Source organism: Streptomyces sp. GL_148, assembly GCF_057834205.1.
Genome location: NZ_CM174396.1, coordinates 7,910,430 through 7,934,403 on the forward strand (window position 1 = coordinate 7,910,430; position 23,974 = coordinate 7,934,403).

At 72.2% G+C, this 23,974-nt stretch carries 16 protein-coding genes, 1 pseudogene and 1 riboswitch; of the genes and pseudogenes, 10 read left to right on the forward strand and 7 right to left on the reverse strand.

Going from position 1 to position 23,974, the window contains the following annotated elements:
* The first annotated feature begins 3 nt into the window (after positions 1-3).
* The 3 genes from AC3IYI_RS35710 (at position 4) to AC3IYI_RS35720 (ending at position 4,010) form a co-directional block, all read left to right on the forward strand.
* The gene (locus AC3IYI_RS35710; protein ID WP_489407577.1) at positions 4-1,182 is read left to right on the forward strand and encodes an ABC transporter ATP-binding protein; all 1,179 of its coding nucleotides are present in this window, start codon (positions 4-6) and stop codon (positions 1,180-1,182) included.
* A 55-nt stretch (positions 1,183-1,237) separates the two neighbouring features.
* Positions 1,238-2,554 carry a flavin monoamine oxidase family protein gene (locus AC3IYI_RS35715; RefSeq protein WP_489407578.1) on the forward strand — a complete coding sequence of 439 codons (1,317 nt, stop codon included), beginning with the start codon at positions 1,238-1,240 and terminating at the stop codon, positions 2,552-2,554.
* A gap of 118 nt (positions 2,555-2,672) precedes the next feature.
* On the forward strand, positions 2,673-4,010 hold the full coding sequence (locus AC3IYI_RS35720) for an aldehyde dehydrogenase family protein (protein ID WP_489411792.1): 1,338 nt from the start codon (positions 2,673-2,675) through the stop codon (positions 4,008-4,010).
* Positions 4,011-4,050: 40 nt separating this feature from the next.
* Here AC3IYI_RS35720 and AC3IYI_RS35725 read toward each other — a convergent pair whose 3' ends face one another.
* A complete protein-coding gene (locus AC3IYI_RS35725) occupies positions 4,051-4,503 on the reverse strand; it encodes an Ohr family peroxiredoxin (RefSeq protein WP_489407579.1) in 453 nt (150 codons plus the stop codon).
* Between the two features lie 75 nt (positions 4,504-4,578).
* Positions 4,579-4,641: riboswitch (guanidine-III (ykkC-III) riboswitch) on the reverse strand.
* Between the two features lie 52 nt (positions 4,642-4,693).
* Complete coding sequence (locus AC3IYI_RS35730; protein ID WP_489407580.1) at positions 4,694-5,713, reverse strand: AraC family transcriptional regulator; 1,020 nt, start codon at positions 5,711-5,713, stop codon at positions 4,694-4,696.
* Between the two features lie 256 nt (positions 5,714-5,969).
* Here AC3IYI_RS35730 and AC3IYI_RS35735 point away from each other — a divergent pair, with 256 nt between their 5' ends.
* Positions 5,970-6,725, forward strand: coding sequence for a type 1 glutamine amidotransferase domain-containing protein (locus tag AC3IYI_RS35735; RefSeq protein WP_489407581.1), 756 nt, complete (start codon positions 5,970-5,972; stop codon positions 6,723-6,725).
* Between the two features lie 28 nt (positions 6,726-6,753).
* Positions 6,754-8,895: a discoidin domain-containing protein gene (locus tag AC3IYI_RS35740; RefSeq protein WP_489407582.1), complete on the forward strand. Its 2,142-nt coding sequence runs from the start codon at positions 6,754-6,756 to the stop codon at positions 8,893-8,895.
* Between the two features lie 21 nt (positions 8,896-8,916).
* Here the strand turns inward: AC3IYI_RS35740 and AC3IYI_RS35745 are convergent, their stop codons facing one another.
* Positions 8,917-11,376 (reverse strand): ATP-binding SpoIIE family protein phosphatase, encoded by a 2,460-nt coding sequence (locus AC3IYI_RS35745; protein WP_489407583.1) that lies wholly within the window; start codon positions 11,374-11,376, stop codon positions 8,917-8,919.
* Between the two features lie 330 nt (positions 11,377-11,706).
* Positions 11,707-12,588: a S1 family peptidase gene (locus AC3IYI_RS35750; RefSeq protein WP_489407584.1), complete on the reverse strand. Its 882-nt coding sequence runs from the start codon at positions 12,586-12,588 to the stop codon at positions 11,707-11,709.
* Positions 12,589-13,134: 546 nt separating this feature from the next.
* On the opposite strand from AC3IYI_RS35750, the pseudogene AC3IYI_RS35755 reads away from it, so the two are divergent.
* Positions 13,135-14,304 (forward strand): annotated as a pseudogene (locus AC3IYI_RS35755) (collagenase); the annotation flags it as partial.
* A 29-nt stretch (positions 14,305-14,333) separates the two neighbouring features.
* Here AC3IYI_RS35755 and AC3IYI_RS35760 read toward each other — a convergent pair.
* The 3 genes from AC3IYI_RS35760 to AC3IYI_RS35770 are packed head-to-tail and all read right to left on the reverse strand — an operon-like array spanning position 14,334 to position 18,428.
* Positions 14,334-14,978, reverse strand: a complete 645-nt coding sequence (locus tag AC3IYI_RS35760; RefSeq protein WP_489407585.1) for a response regulator — start codon at positions 14,976-14,978, stop codon at positions 14,334-14,336.
* Position 14,979: 1 nt separating this feature from the next.
* A complete protein-coding gene (locus tag AC3IYI_RS35765) occupies positions 14,980-16,161 on the reverse strand; it encodes a sensor histidine kinase (RefSeq protein ID WP_489407586.1) in 1,182 nt (393 codons plus the stop codon).
* 5 nt (positions 16,162-16,166) lie between these two features.
* Positions 16,167-18,428, reverse strand: coding sequence for an MMPL family transporter (locus AC3IYI_RS35770; RefSeq protein ID WP_489407587.1), 2,262 nt, complete (start codon positions 18,426-18,428; stop codon positions 16,167-16,169).
* A gap of 148 nt (positions 18,429-18,576) precedes the next feature.
* Here AC3IYI_RS35770 and AC3IYI_RS35775 point away from each other — a divergent pair, with 148 nt between their 5' ends.
* The 4 genes from AC3IYI_RS35775 (at position 18,577) to AC3IYI_RS35790 (ending at position 23,913) form a co-directional block, all read left to right on the forward strand.
* Entirely contained in the window at positions 18,577-19,488 is a 912-nt protein-coding gene (locus AC3IYI_RS35775) for a GNAT family N-acetyltransferase (RefSeq protein ID WP_489407588.1), read from the forward strand.
* A 186-nt stretch (positions 19,489-19,674) separates the two neighbouring features.
* A complete protein-coding gene (locus AC3IYI_RS35780) occupies positions 19,675-20,586 on the forward strand; it encodes a hypothetical protein (RefSeq protein ID WP_489407589.1) in 912 nt (303 codons plus the stop codon).
* 173 nt (positions 20,587-20,759) lie between these two features.
* Positions 20,760-22,577 (forward strand): glycoside hydrolase family 35 protein, encoded by a 1,818-nt coding sequence (locus AC3IYI_RS35785; protein WP_489407590.1) that lies wholly within the window; start codon positions 20,760-20,762, stop codon positions 22,575-22,577.
* A gap of 142 nt (positions 22,578-22,719) precedes the next feature.
* Positions 22,720-23,913 carry a serine hydrolase domain-containing protein gene (locus AC3IYI_RS35790; RefSeq protein ID WP_489407591.1) on the forward strand — a complete coding sequence of 398 codons (1,194 nt, stop codon included), beginning with the start codon at positions 22,720-22,722 and terminating at the stop codon, positions 23,911-23,913.
* Positions 23,914-23,974 lie beyond the last annotated feature (61 nt).

A 23,974-nucleotide genomic window follows, 5' to 3' on the forward strand; every position in this document is an offset into this window, starting at 1 on the left:
CCCATGCAGCACCCCAACCCGCATCCGCCCGCGGACGCGCACCCCGCGGACCCGAATCCTGCGGACCCGAACGTCGCGAACGCGAACCTCGCGGACGCGCACGCCGCGGACGCGCACCCCGCCGTCCGGCTCGACCGGGTCGCCAAGCAGTACCGCACCACGGACACCTACGCAGTCCACGACGTCACCCTCGACATCGCCCCCGGCGAGTTCTTCTCCCTGCTCGGTCCCTCGGGCTGCGGAAAGACCACCCTGCTGCGCATGACCGGAGGCTTCGCCGCCCCCACGGAAGGCCGCGTCCTGCTCGACGGCGTGGACGTCACGGGTCTGCCGCCCAACAAGCGCAACGTCAACACCGTCTTCCAGAGCTACGCCCTCTTCGACCACCTCTCGCTCGCCGACAACGTGGCCTTCGGCCTCAAGCGCAGCGGCGTTCCCCGCGCGGAGATCCGCCGACGGGTCGGCGACATGCTGGACCTCGTCCAGCTCGGGGACCTGGCCGGCCGCAAGCCGCCCACGCTCTCCGGCGGCCAGCGCCAGCGCGTCGCCCTCGCCCGCGCCCTGGTCAACCGGCCCCAAGTCCTGCTCCTGGACGAGCCGCTGGCCGCCCTCGACCTGAAACTGCGCCGCCGGATGCAGGTCGAGCTCAAGCAGATCCAGCGGGAGGTCGGCATCACCTTCCTCTTCGTCACCCACGACCAGGACGAAGCCCTGACCATGTCGGACCGCCTCGCCGTCATGAACGAGGGCCGCATCGAGCAGTGCGGCACGCCGGAAGACGTGTACGAACGTCCCACGAGCAGCTTCACGGCCTCCTTCATGGGCACCTCCAACCTGGTCCCGGGGACCTACCGCTCCGGGCGTGTCGTCCTCGACCAGGGCCCCGCCCTGCCCGTCGGTCCCCGGTCCGGCGTCCCCGACGGCAGCCGGGTCAGCCTCTCGATCCGCCCCGAGAAGATCTGGCTCTCCGGCTTCGAACCGGGCATGGCCCAGGTCAGCGGAGTCGTCCGGGAGACCGTCTACTCCGGCCCGACCACCACCTACCTCATCGAACTGGCTCCCGGCATCACGGTGTCCGTCCTGGAGCAGAACACCGTCCGCTCCCGCATGGAGGACCGCTGGAGCGGCGGCGAGCGGGTCGAGATCGGCTGGAACCCCGAACACTGCCTGGTCCTCGACTGACCGGTCCTCCCCGCGCCCCGCTGCCATCCGGCACCGACCGAAGGAAGCACACCCCATGAACCACGACGTCATCGTGCTCGGCGCCGGACTGGCGGGTCTCGCCGCCGCGCGCGACCTGGCCGAGGGCGGGGCCGACGTCCTCGTCGTCGAGGCCCGCGACCGCGTCGGCGGACGCGTCGAACAGACCACCCTCCCCGACGGCCGGCTGGTCCAGCTCGGCGGGGAGGTGGTGGGCCGGGCCCACACCGCCTACACGGCCCTGGCCGCGGAACTGGGCCTCACCCTGGTCCCCAGCTACGTCGCCGAGCCCGGCGCCCTCATCCGCGCGACTCCCGAAGGGGTGTCCGCCGCGGACCCGCCCCACTGGTTCGGCCCCGGCGACGACGCCTGCCACGCCAAGGTCACCGCCGCGTTCACGGCGCTCGCCGCGACCGTCGACCCCGCCGACCCCTGGTCCCACCCCGAGGCCGTACCCGTCGACCGGCTGTCCGTCGGCGACTGGCTCCGCGCCCAGGGCGCCACCCAGGCCGTCGTACGCCTCTGGGAGATCGGCCGACTCGCCCTCGCCGACGGCTCCTGCGAACGGACCTCCCTGCTCGCGGCCCTCCGCAAACACGCCGCCGTACCCGGCACCGGCCACTACGAGTACGAGGCGTGGGAGGGCCTGCGCGTAGCCGAGGGCTCGGCGACCGTGGCCCTGCGCATGGCCCAGGCCCTCGGCGGCCGGATCCGTACGGGCTCACCCGTCGAGGCGGTCGCGATACGACGGCCCGGCCGCAGCTCCGTACGCCTGGCCGGCGGCGAAACCCTCACCGCCGCCGCCGTGGTCAGCGCCCTCCCGGCCGGCCCGCTCCGCGCGGTCGCCGTCACCGGAGTCTCGGACGAGCGGCTCTCCTCCCTGCACCGCCAACGCCACGCCCTCGCCGCCAAGTTCACCGCCGCGTACGTCAGACCCTTCTGGCGCGACCAGGGCCTCAGCGGCCTCTCCGAAAGCGAAGGGGTCCTCGGCAGCACCTGGCCGCAGAGCGAAGGAATCCTCTCCGCCCTCGTCCCGCCCGAACGCTACGGCGTCCTTCTCGCCACGCCCGCCGCCCTGCGCACCGCCGAACTACTGGCCGACGTAGCGCGCCTCTACGGCGACGAGGCGTACCAGCCGCTCGCCACGTTCATCCGCATGTGGGGCACCGACCCGTGGACCCAGGGGTACGTCACCCAGTGGACCCCCGGCGACGTCATGGCCGTCGGCCCCCGGCACGGCACCCACGAACCACCCTTCTACGTCTGCGGATCCGACCAGTGGGTGGCCGGCTACATGGAAGGCGCCGTCCGCACCGGACGCGCCGCCGCCGAGGAGGCCCTGCGCCGTGGCTGAGGCCCTGCATCCCCACATCGGACCCCTGGACCACCACATCGGCCCCCTGGAGCACCACATCGGGCCCCTGCGCAACCACATCGGGGGAGTGGACCAGCCCGCTGCCTCGGGCGAGACCATGGCCCTCACCGACCCCGCCACCGGCCGCGTGCACCGCCACGCCCCGCGATCGGGCCCCGCCGACACGGACGCGGCCTGCCTCGCGGCGGCGGCCGCGTACGGACAGTGGTCCCTCACCACCCCGGCAGAACGCCAGCGCGCCCTCCTCGCCGTCGCCGACGCCATCGAGGCGCACGCGGAGGCTTTCACGGCAGCCGAGACCGGGGACACCGGCAAGCCCGCCGGGCAGTTCAGGGACGACGAACTGCCCGCGATCGCCGACGCCGTCCGCTACTTCGCCGGAGCCGCGAGGAACCTCCCCGGCGCCGCCGCGGCCGAGTACACCGAGGGCCGCACCTCCCTGCTGCGCCGCGAACCGGTCGGCGTCTGCGCCCAGATCACCCCCTGGAACTACCCGCTGATGATGGCCGCATGGAAGATCGCTCCGGCCATCGCCGCCGGAAACACCACCGTGCTCAAGCCCGCCGACACCACCCCGTCCTCGTCCGTGCTCCTGGCCCGGATCGCCGCGGAACACCTGCCGCCGGGCGTGCTCAACGTCGTCTGCGGAGACCGCGACACCGGCCGCGCCCTCACCGCCCATCCGGCGGTCGCCCTGATCGCCGTCACCGGCAGCGTCCGAGCCGGACGGGAGATCGCGGCGGCCGCCGCGGCCGGCCTCAAGCGGGTCCATCTGGAACTCGGCGGCAACGCACCCGTCATCGTCCACGAGGACGTGGACGTGAAGGCCACCGCCGCCGCCCTCGCCGCGGTCGCCTACTACAACGCGGGCCAGGACTGCACCGCGCCCACCCGGCTCCTAATCCACCGCCGGATCCACGACGCGTTCCTCGGGGCCTTCGCCGCCGAGGCCGCCGGGCTCCGCGCCGGCGCCGACTTCGGCCCCCTCAACAACGCCGCCCAACTCGCCTCCGTACGGGGACTGCTGGACCGTCTGCCACCCCACGCCGGGATCGTCACCGGAGGCAGCCGGCTCCCGCGCCCCGGCTTCTTTCACGAGCCCACCGTGGTCGCGGGCGTCCGCCAGGACGACGAGATCGTGCAGGAGGAGACCTTCGGACCCGTCGTGACCGTCCAGTCCTTCGCGGACGAGGCCGAGGCCCTGCACCTCGCCAACGGCGTGCGCTTCGGCCTGGCCGCGAGCGTGTGGACCACCGGCCACGATCGCGCGATGCGCGCCACCCGCGCCCTGCACACCGGCATCGTCTGGGTGAACACCCACGGCACCACGGTCTCCGAGATGCCCCACGGCGGAGTCAAACACTCCGGCTACGGCAGCGACCTCTCCCTGTCCGGCCTCCTGGACTACACCCAGGTCAAGCACGTCATGCTGTGAGCGGGGCCGCGAGGGATGCCGTCACCGTACCGGCCGGAGCTCAGGCCCCGTCAGCGGGAGCGGGGTCGTCCAGGGCCAGGAGCGTCAGCGGTACGTTGCCGCGTACCGCCTGCGAGTAGGGGCAGACCGCGTCCGCCCGGTGCAGCAGCGGCTGGAGGTCTGCCGCCCGCCACCCGGGCAGGCTGACGGTGAGGGCCACCGCGAGGCCGTAGCCCGCGGGCGTGTCCGTGGTGCCGAGCTGCACTTCGCACGCCACCCGCGCGGCGGAGGCGTCCGCCCCGAACTCGGCGGCGACCTCCGCGAGCGCGGAGGTGAAGCAGGCGGCGAAACCGGCCGCGAACAGCTGCTCGGGGTTGGTGGTGCCCGGGACCTTCTTGCGCGGCGGGGCCAGGCGCACGTCCAGGCGGCCGTCGTCGGTGCGGACGGATCCGGTGCGGCCCCCGGCGGCGTGCGCGGTCGTCCGGTACAGGCTGCGGGTGAGTGGCACGGTCATGGCGTTCGGCCCATCTTGCTCGACGAGGACGCTGCCCGGGTGCGGACAGCGGAAGGCGCCGCTGGTGCGGCACCTCGCGCGTCGTCGTGCGTAACCGGGTACGGCGCATCTCGTCCGGGGCCTCGGGTCGGCCGCCGGACAATCTAGCAACGGAGACGGCCGGCCGGGGCGTCGCCCGCGGTGACCCTCCTCACCCGCGGCCGGCCGCGTCGCGATCCGCGGACGCGGGCCGGTGCCGACTGCGGTACGCCCCCGGAGGCATGCCCTCCCACCGGGTGAAGGCACGGACCAGGGCCGTCGCACCGCTCAGGCCGACGAGCGGCGCGATCCGGTCCAGCGGCAGGTCCGTGGTCTCCAGCAGCCGCCCGGCCCGGCCGTGGCGGGCAGTGTCGAGGAGCGCGCGCCACGACGTGCCCTCCGCGTGCAGGGCCCTGCGCAGGGTCCGGACGCTGAGGCTGAGCTCCTTGGCGGGGCCCTCGGGGCCCGCGTCCTCGAGCGCGGCGTGCTCCAGCCACTGCCGTACGCGCCCGGCGACGGTCACGGCCGCGGACAGCTGGTGCAGGAGCCGGTCGGCGTAGGCCCGGTGCAGGGCGTTGAGCGCCGGGTCGTAGAGGGGGCGGCGCCGGTCGAGGTCCTCGTCGGCGACCGTGATCGCGGTCTCCGGGGCGTCGAAGGCGACGGGGCAGCCGAGGACGCGGGCGTAAGGCTCCGCCGAGCCCCTGCGGGGGTGGGCGAAGGACACGGCCAGGGGCGCCCAGCCGTCGCCGGCGATCCAGCGGCCCGCCCGCACCATGCTGCTGACGACCGCCTCCACCTGCTGGGGATGCATGGCCTCCGGGTCGACGTTCGGCCGGTAACCGACCCGCCCGACGCCGTCCCGGCGGTGCAAGGTCACCGTGCCCGCCTGGCTCACCAGGGGGTGGTAGCGCTCGGCCGCCTGCGCGGCTTCCGCGAGGCTGGCGCAGGTGAGGACGAGGTGGCCCAGGATGTGCAGCCCCTCGGGCCTGATGCGGTCGCCCACGAGGAGCCCGGTGTGCGGGCCGGCGCCCACGGCGCCGAGCACTTCGTCCCACAGGGCACGCATCTCGCCGAACTCCAGCCGGTCCGTGGGCAAGGTCCAGGAGGCCGACCCGCCGGTGCCCTCCGCCGTGGCGCTCAGGACGGCGAGGGCGTAGCACGCGGTGACGGAGGGCGGCTCGATGGCTGACACATCGGTCAGTCAATGCGGATGCACCGCCCGCGTCAACACCGCCCGCGTCGCCGCCGCCCCCGTCAGCACCGCCCGCGGGACGACGCCGGGCGCCGGTCCGGAGAGTCAACGGATTGGCCGCCGAAGTGAATGACGGCGCCGACGGCTGCTCCTAAGGTCGGCCTTCGGGCAGCAAGAGCGGCACGCTCCAGCGCCCCCCGTTCGGGGAGCGTGCCGCTCTTGCTGCCGCGATCACCACCGCTCAGAGGAGTACGCCGTGATTCTCTTCCTGCTCCCCGCGGGAGACTACGACCCCACCGAGGCGGCGGTTCCCTGGGCCGCACTGCGGCAGGCCGGCTTCGAGGTGCGGTTCGCGACCCCGGCCGGGGAGGCCGCGTACGCCGACCCCCGGCTCACGCACCTCGGCTTCTCCTGGCTGTCGCCCTGGCTGATGACCCGCCGCGCCGAGCTCGCCGCCTACCGGGACCTCACCGAGGACCCCCATTTCCTCGCCCCCTCCTCGTACAAGGAGGTCAACCCGGCCGACATCACGGGCCTGTTCGTACCCGGCGGCCACGCCGCGGGCATGCGGACGCTGCTCGAGGACGCCACCGCCCAGTACCTGTTCGCCCGGGTCTTCACCCAGGGGCTGCCGGTGGGAGCCGTCTGCCACGGAGTGCTGCTCGCCGCCCGGGCCAAGGATCCCGCCACCGGGCGCTCGGTCCTCCACGGCCGGCGGACAACGGCCTTGACGTCCCTGCTGGAGCTGACCGGGTGGAACCTCACCCGGTTCTGGCTGGGGCGCTACTACCGCACGTACCGCACCACCGTGCAGCAGGAGGTCACCGCGGCGCTCGCCGATCCGGGCCACTTCCTCGCCGGCCCGTCGCTGCCCGTCCGCGACACCGCCGCGCGGCCCGGACGCGGCTTCACCGTCAAGGACGGCAACTACGTCTCCGCACGGTGGCCCGGCGACTGCCATCGCCTGGCGGCCGAGTACCTGGCCCTGGTCCGCGCCCACGTCATGTCATGAACGCATCGTGAAGGAGAAAGGGATGGGGATGAACCGACGAAGAGCCCCCGGGCGAAGCCGGTACCTGTTAACCGGCCTGGTCCTCGCACTGGTCGCCCTGCTGCTCGGCCCCCCGACCGCCGGCGCGGCGGCGGGCCCGCAGTGGTGGGAACCCGTGGCGCGCCCGGCCCCCGACTCGCAGGTCAACGTCACGGGGGAGCCGTTCACCGGGACCGACGACCAGGGCCGGGTCCGCGGATACGTCGACGGGCACGTGCACCTGATGTCCGACGAGGGCTTCGGAGGACGGCTGGTCTGCGGAAAGACCTTCTCCGCGGCGGGGGTGGCGGACGCCCTCAAGGACTGCCCCGAGCACTACCCGAACGGCGTCCTCGCCCTCTTCGACATGATCACCAAGGGCGGTGACGGCCGGCACGACCCGACCGGCTGGCCGACGTTCCGCGACTGGCCGGCCCACGACTCCGCCACCCACCAGCAGACGTACTACGCCTGGGTGGAGCGGGCCTGGCGGGGCGGCCAGCGGATCCTGGTGAACGACATGGTCACCAACGGCGTCATCTGCTCGCTCTACTTCTTCAAGGACCGCGGCTGCGACGAGATGACCGCGATCAGGCTCCAGATCCAGAAGACGTACGAGCTCCAGGACCACGTCGACACCATGTACGGCGGCGCCGGCAAGGGCTGGTTCCGGGTCGTCACCGAGCCCGGCCAGGCCCGCAAGGTCATCCAGGAGGGCAAGCTCGCCGTCGTGCTCGGGGTGGAGACCTCCGAACCGTTCGGCTGCAAGCAGGTGTTGGACGGCGCCCGCTGCACCATGGCCGACATCGACCGCGGCCTCGACGAACTGCACCGGCTCGGCGTGCGCAGCATGTTCCTCTGCCACAAGTTCGACAACGCCCTGTGCGGCGTCCGGTTCGACTCGGGCACCCAGGGCATGGCCATCAACGTCGGCCAGTTCCTGTCGACGGGCACCTTCTGGAGCACGGAGCCCTGCCCCGGCGCCGCGCACGACAACCCGATCGGCTTCGGACTCGCCGCCGAGGGCCATGCGGAGGTACGTGCCGCCGTGACGGCCGAGGACCCCGGCACCTCCGAGACGCAGGCACAGGCGCAGGCGCAGGCGCAGGCGGAGGCCCGGATCCGGGGAGCCCTGCCGGAAGGCGTCGAACTGCCGCAGTACGGCGCCTCCTTGCAGGCCGCCGCGCAGTGCAACCGCCGTGGCCTGACCGCACTGGGCGAGTACGCGGTGCTGGGCATGACCAAGCGCCACATGATGCTGGAAATCGACCACATGAGCGTCAAGGCGGCCAACCAGGCGCTGCGCGTGCTCGAAACCGAACGCTACTCCGGCGTGCTCTCCACCCACGGCTGGATGGACGACAGCTGGACCGAGCGGGTCTACCGCCTGGGCGGCTTCATCACGGGCCACATGTACGAGGCGCCCGCGTTCGCCGCCGAGGCGCGCAGGCACGCCGCCCTGCGCGCCACGTACGGTGCCGGGTACGGGATCGGCACCGACATGAACGGCTTCGCCTGGCTCCCCGGCCCCCGGGCCACGGCCGGCGACCCCGTCCGCTACCCCTTCCGCAGCCCCGACGGCGGCTCGCTCCTCGACCGGCAGGTCACCGGCTCGCGCGTCTGGGACGTCAACACCGACGGCGGCGGCACCCACTACGGCCTCGTACCCGACTGGATCGAGGACATCAGGGTCACCGGCGGCCAGGACGTGGTGGACGAGCTGATGCGGGGAGCCGAGGGCTACCTGCGCACCTGGGAGGGCGCCGGCCGCCACACCACCCCGTACGTACCGCTGGTCCGCGGCTACCGCCCCCACGCCGGGCACCTGGCGTCCTCGCGGTCCCTGCCCTCCGGGTTCACCCACGAGGGGGTCTGGAAGGTGCTGCGCGACCCCGCGCCCGGCACGGTCCGGCTCTACGAGTGCAAGGTGGCGAACCACTCGCTGCTGACCGCCGACCCGGGGTGCGAGGGCCAACAGCCCCTCGGTGCGGTCGGATACGTGTACACCAGGGCGGTGCCGGGCTCGCTGCCCCTCTACCGGTGTTACATACCCTCCGTATTCGACCACTTCGTCTCGAACAGGGCCGACTGCGAGGGGCCTTACACGAAGGAGGGCCTGCTGGGCCACGTCATGCCCGTGGCCGCGCCGTAGCGGCAGACGCACAGGTGCCCGTCACGCGGGGGGCAGGCTCTGCTCGGACCAGACGGCCTTGCCCCCCGCCGTGTAGCGGCTGCCCCAGCGGTGCGAGAGCTGGGCGACGATGTACAGGCCGCGGCCGCCTTCCTCGTGGCTCCTCGCACGCCGCATCCTCGGCTGCGTGTTGCTGGAGTCGGAGACCTCGCACGTCAGGGTGTCCGCCCGGATCAGCCGGAGCCGGACCGGGCCACCGGCGTGGCGGATGGAGTTGGTGACCAGCTCGCTGACGATGAGCTCCGTGCTGAAGGCGAGCTCGTCGAGGTCCCAGGCGGTCAGCTGGTCCAGGACGAGATGGCGCGCGCTGCCGACGATCGCCGGGTCGGCGTCGAGCAGCCAGGTGGCGACGGAGTCGTCGTCCACCACCCGGGTACGGGCCAGCAGGAGGGTGACGTCGTCCCTCAGCCGTCCCGCCGGCAGTCCTTCCACGATGTCGTGCCGGGCCTGACGCAGCGGCCGGCCGAGCACGTCCGCGGCCAGCAGGCGGTCCGCCAGGTCGCTCATTCCCTGGTCGATGTCCCCCGCTCCGCGTTCGATCAGGCCGTCGGAGTACAGGGCGAGGACGCTCCCCGGGGGCAGATCGCGTTCGACCGGCTCGAAGGGCCAGCCGCCGACCCCCAGGGGCGGCCCGGGGCTCAGGTCGACGTACTCCACGGTTCCGTCCGGGCTGACCACGGCCGGAGGCGGGTGTCCGGCGCTGGCCATGACGCACCTTCGGGTGACCGGGTCGTAGACGGCGTACAGGCAGGTGGCACCGGCCGGTCCGCCGGGCGGCAGCGCGCCCGCGTCACCGTCCTCCGAATCGCCGCTCTCCGCCTCGGCCGCGACCTGCAGCACCATGTCATCGACGTGCGCCAGCAGTTCCTCGGGTTCCAGCTCCAGGTCCGCCATCGCGCGTACGGCGCTGCGCAGGCGCCCCATCATGGCCGTGGCGTGCAGCCCGTGACCGGCGACGTCCCCGACCACCAGGGCGACACGGGCCGACGACAGCGGGATGACGTCGAACCAGTCGCCGCCCACTCCGCTGTCCGCGTCGGCGGGCAGGTAGAGGCCGGCGGCTTCCAGTGCGGGCGTATCCGAGGTGGCCGGCGGCAGAAGGCTGCGCTGCAGGCCCACGGCGGTGCGGCGCTCCTTGGTGTACCGCCGCGCGTTGTCCACGGCGACGGCCGCGCGGGCGGCGATCTCCTCCAGCAGCGCCAGGTCGTCCCCGTCCAGCGGGGCAGCGTCCCCCGTGCGCCAGAGCGTGAGCCTCCCGAACCCGATGCCCCGTGCGCACAGTGGCGCCGTCATCGCCGAATGCGCACCCGGGACGGCGGTCGCCCACGTGGGGGCATCGTCGCTCCCGGGCCCCGGCGACCGGATCCCGAGGCCGGTGACCAGCTCTCCCCGGCATTCCGGCGCCGCGGGCGCGGCCGGGCCGGGCCCGCCCGCCGCGAGAGGAGCGGTGAAGCGGGACGTACCCCTACGCAGCACGTCCGCTTCCGCTCCGGCGACGGCCATCCGGATCAGGGGCAGCGCGAGATGCTGCCCGTCGGCGGGCGGCTCACCGCCGGTCAGAACGGTCTCCGCCAGATCCACCGCGGCGCAGTCGCCGAACGCGGGCGCCAGGACCTTGACCAGGTCCTCGACGGTGCGCAGCACGGACAGCGAACCGCCCAGCGCTCCCGTCGCGCGGTACAGCAGGTCCAGGCGCCCACGCGACCGCTCGAGGTCGGTGACGTCGGTGAACACCGCCGCCACACCCATCGGACGTCCGTCGGGTTCCTGCAGCCGGAACGCCTGGATGGTCATGACCCGGCCGCCTCTCGCGTCGTCCAAGGTGCGCGCGGTGGCGTTGAAGCCGATCAGGGGGCTCCCGCTGTGCAGCACCTCCCGCAGGCGGTCGTCGATGATCCGCGCGTCCTCGGCCCACAGGAAGTCGGCGAGGCGCAGGCCCCTCAGGTCGACGGGCACCCCGGTGTACGGCAACAGGTGCGTGTTCGTCCGAAGCAGCTTCAGGTCCGTGTCGAAGACGGCCAGGCCCACTCGGCCCTGCAGGAACAGTTCGTGCGTGAAGGCGTGGTCCTGCCGCCATCGGGCGACGAGCTCCAGGGGTGCGCCGAGCACGAGGCAGCGGGCCGGGTTCCCCGGCGTGCCTTCGTTCAGCGGAACGACACGGAAGCCGATCTCCAGCCGGCCTCCTGAGCCGCGCCGCAGCGTGGCCCGGCCCTCCCACCCCGCCACCCCTCCCTCTCTCCGCTGCGCCAGAACCGCTTCCCAGCTGCTCGCGTCCGCCAGCAGTTCCCGTGCCGGCCGGCCGCACACGTCTGCGGACCGGAGCTCCAGGAGGGCCTCGGCGGCCGGCGTCCAGGCGACGACCGTCCCGGCACCGTCCAGCAGCGCCGCGGCCGTGTTCGTGACAGCGAAGGGATAATCCTGGTTGCCTTCAGTGGCGCGCATGCGTGCCCATCTCGTCCGCCGGTCCAGCTGTCCCCATGCTGGTCGATGCCCGGAACGAGGGCCAGAGACGTTACGCCATCCGGTACCGGCCCACAGGCGTCAGCGGGCCTGGAGCGTCAGCCCCCAGATGGTGAAGCCGGCCCGTTCGGGGAAGCTTCGCTTCCGTGCGCGGGCCCGCTAAGAGTTGATCATGGACCGTGAGGCAAGGCCGTTCCGCTCGGCCCCCCGCTCCTGGCCCCCTCCGCCGAGGTGCCCGCCCCGGCGTGAGGCCGGGGCGGGCACTTTCCGGGCTGCCGGGGGACGGAGCCCCCGGACCGCTGCCGGCTGGTTTCAGAGGAGGGATACCCGGTACTTGGCGAGTGCCTCGGGCACGGGCTGGTAGAACGTCGTACCGCCGACCGAGCAGTTGCCGCTGCCGCCGGACGTGATGCCGAGGGCCTTCGTTCCGTCGTACAGTGCGCCGCCCGAGTCGCCGGGCTCCGCACACACGTTGGTCTGGATCATGCCGCGAACCGTGCCGCCGCCGCTGTAGTGGACGGTGGCGTTCAGGGCGGTGACCGTTCCGCTCCTCGTGCCGGTGGTGGAGCCGCTGCGCTTGACGGGCTCACCCACGTAGGCGTCGGCGGCGGTGAAGCCGCCGGGGTGGCTGATCGAGGCGTTGTCGTAGCGGACCAGCGCGTAGTCGTTGCCCGGGAAACTGGACCCGACGGTGGGGCCGATCAGCGTGCTCTGGGCGGAGTTGGTGTACCAGGTCTTGACCACGTTGCCGCAGTGGCCGGCGGTCAGGAAGGAGTACGTGCTGCCACTGACGACGTTGAAGGCCACCGAACAGCGGTAGCCGCCGCCGTAGATGGCATCGCCCGGACCCAGCAGGCGGCTGAACGTCCCGGGGGTGCGCTCGATCCGCAGCGCCCCCGCCTCGGCCCCCGCCGCCTTTCTGATCTTCGCGAGGCCGGCGGCGGACACGGTGCTGTCGGCGGTGACGACGACCCGGCCGCCCGCCTGGTCGACGTACCAGGCGGTGCCGCCGACATCGGCGCCCAGAACGGCCTGGTCGACCTTGGCCAGTTGGGTCGCCCCGAAGGTCTGCGGAGCGGCTGCCTGGGCGGTGGGCACGGTGAGCGCGGCGGCCGTCAACAGGCCCGTGGCCACAGCGGTGAAGGTGGCTCGCCGTGCTGTGCGGGTGGGGGAACTGGTGCGCGTGATCCTCACTGATCTCCTCCTCGGAGCGTCGGGGCCCATGGGGTTGGGGGCCGCCTTGTGAGGCGCATTCAGGGATTGGCGTGTCCCTGACAGGCGCTGCCAGTGAAGTATGTGGAGGTGCGTCGTCGCGCACAAGACCGCCGTCATGGGGCCAGTCATCGGTGGGCCATCCGTCCCGGGTCGCCTCTCGTACGGGCCGGGAAAAGCCCATGGCGCACGGGGGGTTCTCAGTGCAATTTCACATTGCTATGTTACGCGTCACTGCCCCATCCGCCCCTGCTGCCCCGTCAGGAGACCTCCTTGCGCGCTCCGAGATCCGTGCGTACCTCCCTGCTCACCGCCGCGATAGCCGCGACGCTCGCACTGTCCGCGCTCCCCATCGCCCAAGCCGCCGCCGTGCCGGCTCCGGGATCCGCACCCGCTGCCGCGGCGAAGGCGGAACCCGCGCCGGCCAAGTCCACGTCCGGTCGTGACAAGCACGACCGTGTGGAGCGGGTGGCCACCGCCGCGAACGCCACCCAGGCCGCCGGCGGGGGCGCCTGCCATTCGCCGAAGTGCAAGGCCGAACTGGAGGCGCGGCTCTTCCCGTACACGTACACCTACGACAAGGGCGCACTCAAGGTCCGCACCGCGCTCGACCGGGCCACAGTCGACCAGCTCTACTACGCGAGCAAGCAGGTCAAGACGCAGTTCCACCGCGTCCTCGGCACCGATCAGCCGCTCGCGGGCGATACCAACACCACCCTCAACATCGTGCTCTACGCCTCGCGCGCCGACTACGTGGCCTACCAGCCGGTCCTCACCGGTCTCAGCACCGACAACGGCGGCATGTACATCGAGTCCACGGCGACCTTCTACACGTACCAGCGGCGCGTGCCCCAGGACTCCTCCCTGACCCTGGAGGAGCTGTTCCGGCACGAGTACGCCCACTACCTCAACGGCCGGTTCGCCGTCCCGGGCACCTTCGGCTCCGGAGCCTGGTACAGCGGTGACCGGACCACGGCGATGGACGAGGGGACGGCGGAGTTCTTCGACGGCGCCACCCGCGACGACGGGGTCGCGGTGCGCAAGTCCCTGGTCCAGGGGGTCATCGAGGACACGGCGGCCGGCGGCCCGCGGATGACCGTGGACCAGCTCCTGCACGCGACCTACGCCGGGGACGGCTTCCGGTTCTACGACTACGCCGGCACCTTCTACGAGTACCTGTGGCGGGACAAGCCCTCCGAACTCCAGGCCATGTACCGGTTCCTGCGGTCCAACGACGTCACCGGATTCGACGCCTGGCGAATCCGCCTCGGCGCCGACGCGGCCGTCCAGAGCGGCTACGACGCCTTCCTCGACGAGCAGATCGCCAAGGTCGGCGACCTGTACGTGCCGAACACGGTGTTCCAGCCCACCGGGACCCTGACCCACGACACCGCGTCCCAGGTGCAGTCGGCGCTCACCGCGGCGAGCGGAACCACGTCCCAGTGCGCGGACACGGGCGCCGCCGGCACCAACCGGCGATTCGTGTGCACGGGTCAGCTGACGGCCACGCTGAGCGGCGCGACCAACCCGGACCTGGTCTTCAAGGACATGTCCGCTGCCACCGACAGCCGGCTGATCGAGCGCGCACTCGGCAGCGGCACCAACTTCCAGGACATGAACTGCTGGTTCGGCCCGGCCGCGATCGCCGGAAGCTCCGGCACCTCGCCGTACACCTGCGAAGGTCCGCTGCGGGGCTGACGTAGGACGACCGCGCCCGGTGAGGGACGTCAGCGGCGGACCAGTAGTCCTCGCTCCATGGCCACGACCACCGCGTGGGTCCGGTCGCTGACGTCCAGCTTGGCGAAGACCCGGAGCAGGTGGGTCTTGACCGTGGCCTCGGCGATGACCAGCCGTCGGCCGATCTCCACATTGGACAGCCCGTCCGCCACCGCGTTGAGCACGTCCACCTCGCGGGCGGTCAACGGCACGACGGCGGGCCGGCGCATCCGGGCCACCAGCCGCTCCGCGACCCGGGGGGCCAGGACGGTCTCGCCCCGGGACGCGGAGTGGATGGCATCGACGAGCTGCTCGCGGGTGGTGTCCTTGAGCAGGTAACCGATCGCCCCGGCCTCGACCGCGCGCTCGATCTCCTCGTCGGTGTCGTACGTCGTCAGGATCAGCACCCGGGTAGGGGCCGGGCCGGCGATGATCTCGGCCGTGGCGCTCGCCCCGTCCAGCACGGGCATCCGCAGGTCGATCAGTGCGACGTCCGGCCGCAGGCGCTCGACCAGTTCCACGGCGGCACGGCCGTCCCCGGCTTCGCCGACGATGTCGACGGTCGGTTCCGAGGCCAGCAGGGCGACGACTCCGGCGCGCATGACCGTGTGGTCGTCCACCACCACGACGCGCAAGGACGGTTCTGGGGTCGTCATGTCATGCCTCATCGTTCGTGGGGATCAGGGCCAGGATGCGGGTGCCGTCGCCGACAGAGCTGGTGACGGTGAGGTCCCCGCCGAGTTCGGCGAGGCGCTTCCTCATGCCGCCGAGACCGAACCCGCGGGCGTCCTCGACGGCGAAGCCCTGGCCGTCGTCGGTGATCTCCAGCTCCACACCGTACGGCCGCTGCGCGAGGACGACGTCCACCGTCGAGGCGGCCGCGTGCTTGCGGACATTGGCCAGGGACTCCTGGGTGCAGCGAAGCAGCGCGATCCGGGTCGGCTGGTCACACTCGACCTCCGCCAGGTCGGAGATGACGTGGAGCCCGGTGTCCTCGGAGAAGCGGTCCAGGGTCCGGCGCAGGGTCACCGCGACGGATCCCGGTGTGAGGCCGCTCTGTGGGGCGGCCCCGACCAGGACCCGGGCCTCGGCGAAGTTCTCCCGCGCGGTCTGCTCGATGGAGAGCAACTGCTGTGCGCTGCGGGCCGGATCGCTCTCCAGGCCGGAGCGGGCCGCCTCCGCCAGCACGATGATGGAGGCGAACCCCTGGGCCAGGGTGTCGTGAATCTCCCGGGCGAGGCGTTCGCGTTCCTGCGCCGCGCCCTGGAACCGGTGGGCCGCGGCCAGGTCGAGCTGGGCGCTGTTCAACTCCGCCCGCAGCCGGTCCCGTTCGTCGCGGGCCGCGAGCGCCCTCGGGGTGAGCAGCGCGATCAGGACGCTCACCGCGTAGACGGCGAGGGAGGAGATGGTGTTCGTGGTGAGGTTCTCGGCGCCCCAGCCTTGCCGCAGGGTGCCACCGAGGGTGATCGCCGCGGCACCCAGGCCGCTGAGGACGATCGCCGCCCGGAGGTTCTCGACGAAGATGACGAACTGCGGCAGGGCCAGGGTGTAGAGGACTCCGTATCCGTCGCGCAGGTACGAGAGGGCCGCCAGGGTCACGAGCAGCACGATCAGGTGGGCGTAGCCGCCGCGGACGGGATTTCCGGGCAGCCGCCTGACGAAGGCGTAGCTGAAGGCGAGCAGGGCCAGCAGCGCGAGCGACCCGTACTTCACCGCACCAGGGAGATCGGCGAGTGCGGTGAGGAGGAACAGGAGCCCGATGACCGCCCAGGACAGGACGTCCCACCAGTGGAGCATCCACATCCAGAACGGGTCGCCGTGCCGGGGCCGTTGCAGCATGATCGTCAGCCTACGTTCTGCCGCGGGCGGGTGTCGGGCAGGTGGCTCTTCCCGTCGCTCGCAGCCGGCGTGCGACGCAGCGGCCGCCACGCCCGGTCCCCGAGGAGAAGGAGCAGCGCGGGAAGGACCATGAGCCGGACCACCACGGCGTCCAGCAGGACCGCGAGGGCCAGGCAGAAGCCCATCTGCTTCATCTCGGTGAGGTGCAGGGCCACGAAGGCCCCGAACACCGTCACCATCACGATGGCCGCACTGGTCACCACCTTTGCGGATCGGCTGATCCCGTCCAGCACCGCCTCGCGGGCGGTCATCCCGTTGTCCATCGCTTCCTTGATCCGGCTGACGACGAACACCTGGTAGTCCATGGAGAGTCCGAAGAGGATGACGAAGAGGAACAACGGGACCCTGGAAGCGATCGCACCGAGGGAGTCGAAGCCCAGCAGGCCTTCGGCCCACGTCCCCTGGAAGGTGGCGACGAGAGCGCCGAGGGCGGCGCCCGCCGACAGCAGGTTGAGCAGTACCCCGATCAGGGCGATGACCGCCGACCGGAAGGCCCAGAGGGTCATCAGGAAGGTCACCAGCAGCAGGAACCCAAGAACCAGGGGAAGTTTGCCGTTCTCGTGATCCACATAGTCGCGGCCACGGGCCACGTCTCCCGATACGGCCGTCTCGACTCCCGCCAGCGCGCCGGCCGTCGCGGGCAGGTGCTCCTGGCGGAGCCTGGTCAGTGACGCGACACCCTCCTCCGAGGTGGCGGTGAAGGGAACGGCCAGCTCCAGCACGCTGATCCGCGCGTCGGCCGAGGTCAGGATCTTCGGCTCGGCGGTTGCGGTCTTGTCGAAGAGTGGATCGTTCTGGGCACGCCGGCCGAGCTCCGTCAAGGCCTCGCGGACCTCACCAGCGCGTTCAGGGGTGGATCGGGCGCTGACCCGGTGCTGGGTGGCCAGTTCGGGGAAGGCCGCGTTGAGCCGGTCGTAGACCTGCATGGCGGGGATGTCCCGGGAGAAGGTGTCCCGGCCCGGATCGACGAGCTTCAGGCCGAACGCGGGTACGGCCAGGCCGAGCATGACCAGCACGGACACGCACAGGGTGAGCACGGGACGCTTGTGGGCAGGCCTCAGCAGGGCGCCGGACAGTCGTCCGGTCCCCGCGTGAGCCTTGAGGCCGCCACGGCGCGGCCGGCGTGGCCAGGTCAGCCGGACGGGGTTCTGGTCGCCGCGCCGGACACGGCGTTCCGCGGCACGGGCCGCCCGGCGCTCGGTGCGGCGCCCGATCTTCACCAGCAGGGCGGGCAGTACGGTCAGCGAGCTCGCGACGGCCACCGCGACGACGAGGATGGTCCCGGTGGCGAGGGAGGAGAAGATGACGTCGGTGGCGAGGTAGAGGCAAGCGGTGGACACGATCACGGCGAGCCCGGAGACCACGATGGCCCGTCCCGCGGTCGCGGCCGCCAGCTCGACCAGGGCTTCGGAGCTCAGCCGGCCCTGGGCGCGGGCCCGCTCCTCGCGCTCCCGCTCCAGGTAGAAGAGGGTGTAGTCCACCCCGACCGCGAGGCCGATGAGCAGAATCATGTTGGTGCCGACGCCGGGGTCGGGCAGGACGTGGGAGGCGACCATGGACAGTCCGAGGGCGGCCGCGATCGAGGAGAGCGCGAGCAGCAACGGGACGCCCGCCATCACGACGGAGCCGAACACGAGCAGCAGGGTGACAAGGGTGATGGGCAGCGTGAGGCGCTCCGACAGGGCCAGGTCCTTGCCCCGCTGATCATTGACCCCCTTGCTGATGGCCGGGGAGCCGGTCTCCTCCACGATCAGGCCCGGGTGGGCGGCTGCCACCTGCGCGGTCTGCTCCAGGAGCGGAACGACATTCTTCTTCCCGTCCAGCTCGGGGCCCTTCATGACCACCGCCACCATCAGGGCCGCGCCGTCTCGGGAGCGGAGGGGGGCGGCGACACTGTCGACGCCGGGCAGTCGGCGCATTCGCTCGGTGACGTCCCGAGCGGCCACGTCGGCCGCAGCCGCGTCCGGCGGACCGGACCGGGAGCGGATGAGTATCTGTTCGGTGGGCCTGCGCTCCAGGCCGCCCTCGGCGGCGATCGCCTCGGCGCGGCCGGCCTCGCCGACACGGAAGTCCGCGGAGGTGGCCTGATGGGTGCCGACGACGATGCCGGTCCCCAGGCACAGGATGACGAAGGAGAACCAGCAGGCGATCGCTCGCCCTGCGTGCCGGGCGCTCCACCGGGCGATTCTGACAGGTAGTCGGTTCATGCTTGGATCATGCGCGGCGGGGCGTGGCGGGCATGACGTCTGGCCGACTGAACTTCTTGTCCACCGGTCGGTGGACACATCAGCCTGCCGACGCCGCGGCGGGTCCAACCGCCATCCGTGCATAGCTCTACCAGGACAGGAACCAGAAATGGAATCAGTGCAGGTGAGGCCGGCGCGAGAAGAAGACCTCCCGTCGGCGGAGCGAGCCTCGGCGGTGCTGTTCTTCGAGGCGGACCAGAGCAGCAGAAGGGTCGGCGAACCGGAGATCCGTCCCCGTTCGGAAACCGCGTCGAAGCAGTGGATCGAACGGATGCGGTTCTACCTGGAGGCCGATCCCGCGGGTTGCTGGGTCGCGGTCGATGCGGACGGCGTCGATGCGGACGCCGTCGACGGGGGCGGCGTGGTCGGGTTCGCCATGTCGCAGAACCGCGGCCGGATCTGGTACCTCGCCACCTACGGCGTACTGACCCGGTATCAGGGCCAGGCCATCGGCCGGCGGCTGATGGACGCCGCGCTGGCGCACGCCGACGGCCGCCCCGGGCTGTTCTCCTCCTCGGTGCACTCGGGAGCGACCCGGCGCTACCGGAAGGCGGGCTTCCTGCTCTACCCGCAGATGCGCATGGTCGGCACCGTCGACCGGTCCACGCTGCCCGCGATCAGCGGGCTCCGGGAGGGCCGGCCGGAGGACCTCGAATGGATGGACCGGCTGGACGAGGAGATCCGCGGGGCCGGCCACGGCCCCGACCACGCGTACATGCTGGACCGCCTCAGGCTCGTCGTGTCCGAGGACCTGCGCAGGCCGGGCTACGCGTACATCGACGACGAGGAGAACCGGGCCGTGCTCCTCGCCGCGGCGGAGCCGCGGACCGCCCAGAACCTGCTGTGGGAAGCCCTGGCCGCCTCCCGGGGCGACACGCTCGTCAACTGCATCACCACCGCCAACCACTGGGCGGTCGACGTCGGTCTGGCCGCGCGGCTCGACATCGGCCAGGAGGGATACCTCGCGCTCCGGGGCATGGCCGAACCGGCTCCGTATCTGGCCAGCGGCCACTTCCTCTGACGCTCGGCGAATGAGTACCCGTACTCATGGCGCGAGCACGGCGGCGGTACCACGATGGGTCACCCGGATGGATCTCCATCGAGGGGGACGGCAGGCATGGACGTGACGGCGCAGGACCAAGGGGGCGGGGGCGCCGGTGGGGCGGGGTGGCGGGGCCGGGAAGTGATCCGGTCGTCGATCCGGTCGTTGATCCGGCCCGCCGGCGTGGGCGCGTTGCTGGGCTGTCTGTGGATCCTGGTGGCCGTAGTGCCCTGGGGCTTCGAGGACTTCTGCCGGAGCGAGGGCTGGGGGTGCCTGGGGTTCGGCCTCATGCTGATGGTGGCCGTACACGTCGTCGCGGCCCTGCTCGGCTGGGTGGGGCTGCGGGTGGCGGGGGTCCGTCCTGCCTGCGGGGTGGCCGGAGCGGGCGCGCTGCTGGCGGTGCCGGCCGAGGTCCTGTCCTACCGGGCGGGTGGTTCGGGCCTATGGGGTTCGCTCGCCGCTCCGCTCCTCCTGGCCGCGGTGTACGCGGCCGCGGCCGCCGTGGTGCTTCCCGCCGTCGTGCTTCCCGGAGTCGGCTCGGTGTGGCGCTGGGGGGCGCTCGCCGGAGTCCTCGTACTCCTGTGGCCGGTGACGGGTGTGCTCGGCGATCAGCAGGTGGCCGCGTACAGGGAGCGGGAACTCGGCGCCTCCCGGGTCCCGTTGATCGCCCCCGAGCTGGACGGCTACCGGTTGTACTTCGCGGAGGTCGACGATTTCAGCGGTACCTTCGGCTACCTGATCCTCCCGTCGTCGGTCCCCACCAGCGCCGACGACCGGGAACGACGCGGCATCCGGGTGACCGTCGGACCGCAACTGCCGGGCTTTGCGCCTCCGGACGCGTGTGAGGTCAAGGCCGGCAGCACGCAGAGCGGCACGGGCCGCTGCGAACAAGTGGCCCCCGACACCTGGCGCTCGGACACGTACAACTCCGTCCGGTACATCGCGCGACGACAGGGCTCCATCGTGGTCCTCACCGGAGGCGGACCCACCGTTTCCGACGGTGACCTGCGAGCGATGGCCCAGTCCCTCGCGGTGCGCAAGACCGACTTCTTCCTCCAGTCGGGCAGCGGCGGGTGACCGGTCGGCGGAGCGGAGCCGCCATGCGATCTCCCTTGACCCCCCGGGCCGCTTCGGCCTAGCGTGATCCGTGGCCGTAGAAAGCGCTTTCTATGCGGGGGCTTTCCTTCCGCCGGAGCCCCGTCGGCCGACGAGTCGAGCACCACCGGAAGTCACCGAAAGTGAGCGCCCACGTGAAGCCACCCCACCCGCCGGTCGCGACGCCGACTGCGACGCCGATCACGACGCTGGCCACGGACGAGACCGGCTTCCTGCGGAACGGCCGCCCGCACCGGATCGTCTCCGCGGCCATCCACTACTTCCGGGTGCACCCGGACCTCTGGGCCGACCGCCTGCTGCGCCTGCGCGCGATGGGCGTGAACACCATCGAGACCTATGTGGCCTGGAACGTCCACGAGCCCAGCCCCGGCGCGTTCACCTTCGACGGGCCGAACGACGTGGCGGCCTTCATCCGGACCGCCGGCGATCTGGGCCTCGACGTCATCGTCCGGCCGGGCCCCTACATCTGCGCCGAATGGGACTTCGGCGGACTGCCCGGCTGGCTGCTGGCCGACCGCACGATCCGGATCCGCCGCCGCGACCCCGCGTACCTGGCCGCGGTCGACGCGTGGTTCGACACCCTGGCCCCCGTACTGGTCCCCCTGCTCGGCAGCCGGGGCGGGCCGGTCGTGGCGGTGGGCGTCGAGAACGAGTACGGCAGCTTCGGCAACGACACCGGCTATCTGGAACACCTCCGCGACGGCCTGGTCCGACGGGGCCTGGACTGTCTGCTGTTCACCACCGACGGCGCCGACCACGGCTTCCAGCTCGGCGGGCGCATCCCCGGCGTCCTGACCACCGGGACCTTCGGCTCGCGCCCCGAGAGCTCGCTCGCGACCCTGCGCACGTACCAGCCGCAGGGGCCGCTGGTCTGCGTGGAGTACTGGCACGGCTGGTTCGACCACTGGGGCGAGCCGCACCACACGCGCGACGCCGAGGACGCCGCCGCCACCCTGGACAGCCTGCTCGCCGCGGGCGCCTCGGTGAACATCTACATGGGGCACGGCGGCACCAACTTCGGCTGGTGGAACGGCGCCAACCACGACGGCACCACATACCAGCCCGACGTGACCAGCTACGACTACGACGCCCCCGTCGGCGAGGCCGGCGAACTCACCCGGAAGTTCCACCTCTTCCGAGAGGTCATCGGCCGCCACACCGGCCCCGTCACCCACGAACCCCCCGCTCTGCCCCCGCGCGTGGTTCCCCGGCTGCTCTCCGTGGACGCACGCGTCTCGCTGGCCGACTCCCTGGACGCGCTCGCCAAGCCCGTGCACCACGTCGAGCCGCTGACCATGGAGGAAGCGGGCCAGTCCCTGGGCCTGATCCACTACCGGACCCGCCTACGGGGACCCCTGCCCGAGGCGGCGCTGCGCATCGACGGACTGGCCGACCGGGCCCAAGTCTTCCTGGACGGACGGGAGATCGGGCTGCTGGAACGGGACGAGCCGCTCGCGGCCCTGACCGTTGCCGTGCCCGACGGGGGAGCGGAACTGGACATCCTGGTGGAGAACCAGGGGCGCATCAACTACGGGCCCCTGCTGGCCGATTGCAAGGGCATCCGCGACGGAGTCAGGCTGGACAACCAGTACCAGTTCGGCTGGGAGATCAGGCCGCTGCCCCTCGACGACCTGTCCGGACTCGAGTTCGGACACGGCGCGCTCCCGGACGGCCCGTCCTTCCACCGGGTCACCGTCGAGCTGGACTGCGCCGCCGACGCCTTCATCGCCCTCCCCGGGTGGACCAAGGGCATGGTCTGGCTGAACGGCTTCGCCCTGGGCAGGTTCTGGGAGCGCGGCCCGCAGAAGACGCTGTACGCGCCGGGTCCCCTGTGGCGCGCGGGCGAGAACACCCTGGTGATCCTCGAACTCCACCGGCCCGGGGCCACCGTCGAACTCCGCGACGCACCGGACCTCGGCACGGAGGCGCCCGCGCCCATTCCCGTCTGGTAGCCGCGGAGGTGGCCCGTAGGCGGCCGGCCCGTCAGGGCCGGATGGGCCACGGCGCACCGGTGTGCGGCCGCGTCGTCGCCGGAGCCGGTACGGCCCCTGCCATCGTGGGCCACCGCGTCCGTCTTCCCCGGGAGGTACCTCCGTGTCCCGACGCCCGCACGGCCACTCCGGTCGGATCCGTCCGTCGCTGCGCCTGGCCGCCGCCACCGCCGCGTGCGGCGCCCTTCTCGCCGTCTCCGTGCAGCCCGCCCAGGCCGGAGCGGACCGAAATCCGCCCCCCGGGGCCGCCCTCCACCAGGAGCTGCGGGAGCTGGTGGAGCGGCCCGACGGGCCCCCCGGCGTCATCGCCGTCCTGCGCGACGGCGAGCGTACGGAGGTCTACCGGGCGGGCGTGGCCGACGTGGAGAGCGGCCGGCCGCCGCGGGCGACGGACCACATGCGGATCGCCAGCGTCGCCAAGGCTTTCAGCGGAGCGGTGGCCCTCCGGCTCGTCGACCGCGGCCGGCTGCACCTCGACGACACGATCGGCGAGGTGCTGCCCGGACAGCCGGCCGCGTGGCATGCGGTGACCCTCCGTCAACTCCTCAATCACACCAGCGGGTTGCCCGACTACTCGAACTCCCAGGGGTTCATCGACATCATCTCCCAGGACCCCCGTCACCGCTTCGACTCCCGTCGCCTGCTGGAGTTCGTCGCCGACGAGGACCTCTCCTTCCCCCCGGGCAGCCGCTACGAGTACTCGAACTCCGACAACATCGCCGTCGCCCTCATGGCCGAGGCCGCCACCGGACGCCGGTACGAGACGCTGCTGCGCGAGCTCGTCTACGAGCCCCTGGGCCTGCGGGCCACGAGCCTGCCCCAGGGATACCGGCTGCCCACCCCCTTCCTCCACGGCTACCAGATCGATCCGCAGGAGGGGCCCATCGACGTCAGCGAGGCCGTGGGTGCCTCGGGGGCCTGGGCGTCCGGAGGCATCGTCTCGACGCCGAAGGACCTGACGGCCTTCATCCGGGGCTACGCGGGCGGCGCCCTCGTCTCGGAGCGCACCCGGCGCCAGCAGTTCAGGTTCATCCCCGGCGCCCTGTCCCAGCCCCCCGGCCCCGGCCGCTCCGAGGCGGGCCTGGGGATCTTCCGCTACACCACCCGCTGCGGAACGGTGTACGGCCACACCGGCAACACGGCCGGTTACACGCAGCTCGCGGCGGCCACGGCGGACGGCCGGCGCTCGCTGACCTTCTCGATCACCACGCAGACCTCCCTGAGTGTCAACCCGGACCTGCTCGAACAGGTCCGGGAGGTCCAGGAGGACTTCGTCTGCGCCCTGCTGCGCAAGTGACGCGGCGGCCGCACCGGTGACCCGGCGCCCGCACCCGCGCGGTTCCCGCGGGTGCGGGCTT

Bases quoted from the DNA above. Each gene is read 5' to 3' on its own strand.
- AC3IYI_RS35710 (WP_489407577.1), top strand. From the start codon at position 4: ATGCAGCACCCCAACCCGCATCCGCCCGCGGACGCGCACCCCGCGGAC.
- AC3IYI_RS35715 (WP_489407578.1), top strand. From the start codon at position 1,238: ATGAACCACGACGTCATCGTGCTCGGCGCCGGACTGGCGGGTCTCGCC.
- AC3IYI_RS35720 (WP_489411792.1), top strand. From the start codon at position 2,673: ATGGCCCTCACCGACCCCGCCACCGGCCGCGTGCACCGCCACGCCCCG.
- AC3IYI_RS35725 (WP_489407579.1), bottom strand. From the start codon at position 4,503: ATGACCGTGCCACTCACCCGCAGCCTGTACCGGACGACCGCGCACGCC.
- AC3IYI_RS35740 (WP_489407582.1), top strand. From the start codon at position 6,754: ATGAACCGACGAAGAGCCCCCGGGCGAAGCCGGTACCTGTTAACCGGC.
- AC3IYI_RS35745 (WP_489407583.1), bottom strand. From the start codon at position 11,376: ATGCGCGCCACTGAAGGCAACCAGGATTATCCCTTCGCTGTCACGAAC.
- AC3IYI_RS35760 (WP_489407585.1), bottom strand. From the start codon at position 14,978: ATGACGACCCCAGAACCGTCCTTGCGCGTCGTGGTGGTGGACGACCAC.
- AC3IYI_RS35765 (WP_489407586.1), bottom strand. From the start codon at position 16,161: ATGCTGCAACGGCCCCGGCACGGCGACCCGTTCTGGATGTGGATGCTC.
- AC3IYI_RS35770 (WP_489407587.1), bottom strand. From the start codon at position 18,428: ATGAACCGACTACCTGTCAGAATCGCCCGGTGGAGCGCCCGGCACGCA.
- AC3IYI_RS35775 (WP_489407588.1), top strand. From the start codon at position 18,577: ATGGAATCAGTGCAGGTGAGGCCGGCGCGAGAAGAAGACCTCCCGTCG.